The organism is Gordonia sp. (in: high G+C Gram-positive bacteria), assembly GCF_012515855.1.
Lineage (GTDB): Bacteria > Actinomycetota > Actinomycetes > Mycobacteriales > Mycobacteriaceae > Gordonia.
The window spans coordinates 1-3,289 of the sequence record NZ_JAAYXO010000174.1 but is presented as its reverse complement, the minus strand read 5'-3'; the positions used below and the strand labels follow the sequence as shown (position 1 = coordinate 3,289).

General features: G+C 65.9%; 1 protein-coding gene and 1 pseudogene. Both read right to left on the bottom strand.

Going from position 1 to position 3,289, the window contains the following annotated elements; genetic code table 11:
* Positions 1-285: 285 nt before the first annotated feature.
* A complete protein-coding gene (locus tag GX543_RS12755; RefSeq protein WP_290852350.1) occupies positions 286-567 on the bottom strand; it encodes a hypothetical protein in 282 nt (93 codons plus the stop codon).
* A gap of 307 nt (positions 568-874) precedes the next feature.
* A pseudogene (locus GX543_RS12750) lies at positions 875-3,289 on the bottom strand (DNA-directed RNA polymerase subunit beta'); the annotation flags it as partial.

Below are 3,289 nucleotides of genomic sequence, written 5' to 3'. Positions count from 1 at the left end.
TGGGTCCTGGTGGGTGAGCTTGTAGGTGTAGGAACTTTCATTCTCACACCCCAGGGCCCGCCTACATGTTGTGGTCACCCGGAGCTCTCCCGAACCTCACCGATGCACTCTCAAATCCGAAGAGCCGTATTACCGCAAATCGCAAGAACGTCACACATCCACGCCAGATGCCGGATACAACGGCACGAATCTGACGTTGCGCACCACTTGCGACCGTTGCGCACCACTTGTGTTCTGCGCACTTGGTCGCGACCAAGTGCGTAGGCCACAAGTGGGGCGGGAGCCTTAGAGGAGCCCGGCGCGGTTCAAGTGTGGGGCGACGCGATCGAGGACGCCGCCGGCCTCCAAGACTGGCCAGTCCCAGCGAACCACGCCGAAGCCGAGGTCTCGCAGTGCGTTCTCGCGTTCCTTCTCCCGCATGACGGCGTCGGCGATCCGCTCGCCGGGACGCCTGTTGTTCAGGTGCTTTCCCTGGCCGTCGAACTCCCCGATCACCAATCGATCCCACTCGAAGTCGCTGTAATAGACGCGTCCTTGAACCTGGACCTCTTGCTGGAGCAGGGGCATCGGCAAGCCGGCTTAGATGATCTGTGCGCGGCAGCCTGGCCGTACCGGCCGCGGCTGACAACGACGATCTCGCCAGAACGGACCGCGTTCTTGATGTCCGCGTCCGTGTAGCCCGCGTCGAGTGCATACAGGTTCCGTCATGTGCGTCGCACACCACTTGTGTTCTACGCACTTGGTCGCGACCAAGTGCGTACAGCAGAAGTGGTGCAGCTCGGCAGGAAGTGGTGCGGGACGGCGCCGGCTGGGGCGCCGACGACGAAAGGCCCGCCTCCTCTCGGAGGCGGGCCCTTCGTGACTGGCAGTCAGATCAGCGGAAGTCGCTGCCGAAGCCGTAATCGTCCAGCGGAACGGCGGCACCGCTCGGGGCGCCAAAGGCACCGTCCGGGCTGTAGTAGGTGTCGTCGTAGGTCGGCAGGGCGTATGCCGCTGCACGAGCTTCTTCGGTCGGCTGAACCTCGATGTTGCGGTAGCGGTTGATACCGGTACCGGCCGGGATCAGCTTACCGATGATCACGTTCTCCTTGAGGCCGACGAGCCTGTCGCTGCGGCTGTTGATGGCCGCATCGGTCAGCACGCGAGTGGTCTCCTGGAACGACGCCGCCGACAGCCACGAATCGGTGGCCAGCGAGGCCTTCGTGATGCCCATGAGGACCGGACGGCCGGCAGCCGGCTCCCCGCCCTCGGCGACGACGTTGCGGTTGGCCGCCTCGAACTCGGCGCGCTCGGTGAGCGAGCCGGGCAGGAACTCGGTGGCGCCGGAGTCGATGATCGTCACGCGACGCAGCATCTGGCGGACGATGGTCTCCACGTGCTTGTCGTGGATCGACACGCCCTGGCTCCGGTAGACCTCCTGGACCTCGTTGACCAGGTGGATCTGCACCTGGCGCGGGCCCATCACGCGCAGCACCTCGTGCGGATCGGCAGCGCCCTCGAGGAGCTGCTGTCCGACCTCCACGTGGTCGCCGTCCGCGAGCAGACGCTCGCTGCCGTCTTCCTGCTTGAAGACGCGCAGACGCTGACGCTTGGAGAGCTTGTCGTAGACGACCTCGTCGCTGCCGTCGTCCGGGATGATGGTGATCTTGTAGAAACGATCATCGTCTTCCATGCGGATGCGACCGGAGACCTCGGCGATCGGAGCCTTGCCCTTCGGGACGCGGGCCTCGAACAGCTCGGTGACACGCGGCAGACCGCCGGTGATGTCGTCACCGACACCACCCTGGTGGAACGTACGCATCGTCAGCTGGGTACCGGGCTCACCGATCGACTGCGCGGCGATGATGCCGACGGCCTCACCGATGTCGACGAGCTTGCCGGTGGCCATCGAGCGGCCGTAGCAGTGCGCGCAGACGCCGGTGCCGGTGGCACAGGTGAGGACCGAGCGGACCTTGACGTCGGTGATGCCTGCCGCGAGGAGTGCCTCGATGGCCGGATCGCCCAGGTCGTGGCCGCGCTCGACGACGACGTTGCCGTCGGCGTCGACTGCGTCCGATGCCAGGGTGCGGGCGTACGCCGAGGTCTCGACGTGCGCGTCGCGGATGATCGAGCCGTCGGCCTGCTTCTCGCCGAGCGGCACCATGATGCCGCGCTCGGTGCCACAGTCGTTCTCGCGAACGATGACGTCCTGCGAGACGTCCACCAGACGACGCGTCAGGTAGCCCGAGTCGGCGGTACGGAGTGCCGTATCCGCCAGACCCTTGCGGGCGCCGTGCGTGTTGATGAAGTACTCGGCGACGGTCAGGCCCTCGCGGAACGACGACTTGATCGGACGCGGGATGAACTCACCCTTCGGGTTCGTCACCAGGCCCTTCATGCCCGACAGGTTGCGCACCTGGGTCATATTGCCCGTGGCGCCCGACTTCGGGATCATGGTGATCGGGTTGTCGTCGGGGTAGTAGTCCTCGAGCGCCTTACCGACCTCTTCGGTGGCCTGCTTCCAGATCTCCACCAGCGCGTCGCGACGCTCGTCCGGGGTCAGACCGCCGCGCTGGAACTTGCGCTCCAGGCCGTCGGCCCGCTCCTCGTAACGCTCCAGGATCTCGGCCTTGGCCGGCGGAACCAGAACGTCCGACATCGAGACGGTGACGCCCGACCGGGTGGCCCAGTAGAAGCCCACGTCCTTCAGCTTGTCGACGGTCTGCGCGACGACGATCATCGGGTAGCGCTCGGCGAGATCGTTGATGATCACGGCCTGACGCTTCTTCGGCATCTGCTCGTCGATGAACGGGTAGTCGCGCGGAAGCAGCTCGTTGAAGAGCACCCGGCCGAGCGTGGTGACGATGTCCCACGGCTCGCCGCGGGTCCAGCCCTCGGGGAACTGCTCCGCCTCGATCTCCGGCGTCGGACGCTGCTCGGTCAGACGCACCTTGATGCGCGACTGAATGGTCAGCGCACCCAGGTCGACGGCCATGATGGCCTCGGCCGGGCTCGAGTAGACGCCACGCTCGACGTCGTCGCCGGTGGCCTCGGTGTACTCGCCCGTCAACCCGTCCTTCTGGGTGGTCAGGTAGTACAGACCGGTCACCATGTCCAGACGCGGCATGGCGAGCGGACGACCCGACGCAGGCGACAGGATGTTGTTGCTCGACAGCATCAGGATGCGAGCCTCGGCCTGCGCCTCTGCCGACAGCGGCAGGTGCACGGCCATCTGGTCACCGTCGAAGTCGGCGTTGAACGCCTCACACACCAGCGGGTGCAGCTGAATGGCCTTGCCCTCCACCAGCTG

Bases quoted from the DNA above. Each gene is read 5' to 3' on its own strand.
- GX543_RS12755 (WP_290852350.1), bottom strand. From the start codon at position 567: ATGCCCCTGCTCCAGCAAGAGGTCCAGGTTCAAGGACGCGTCTATTAC.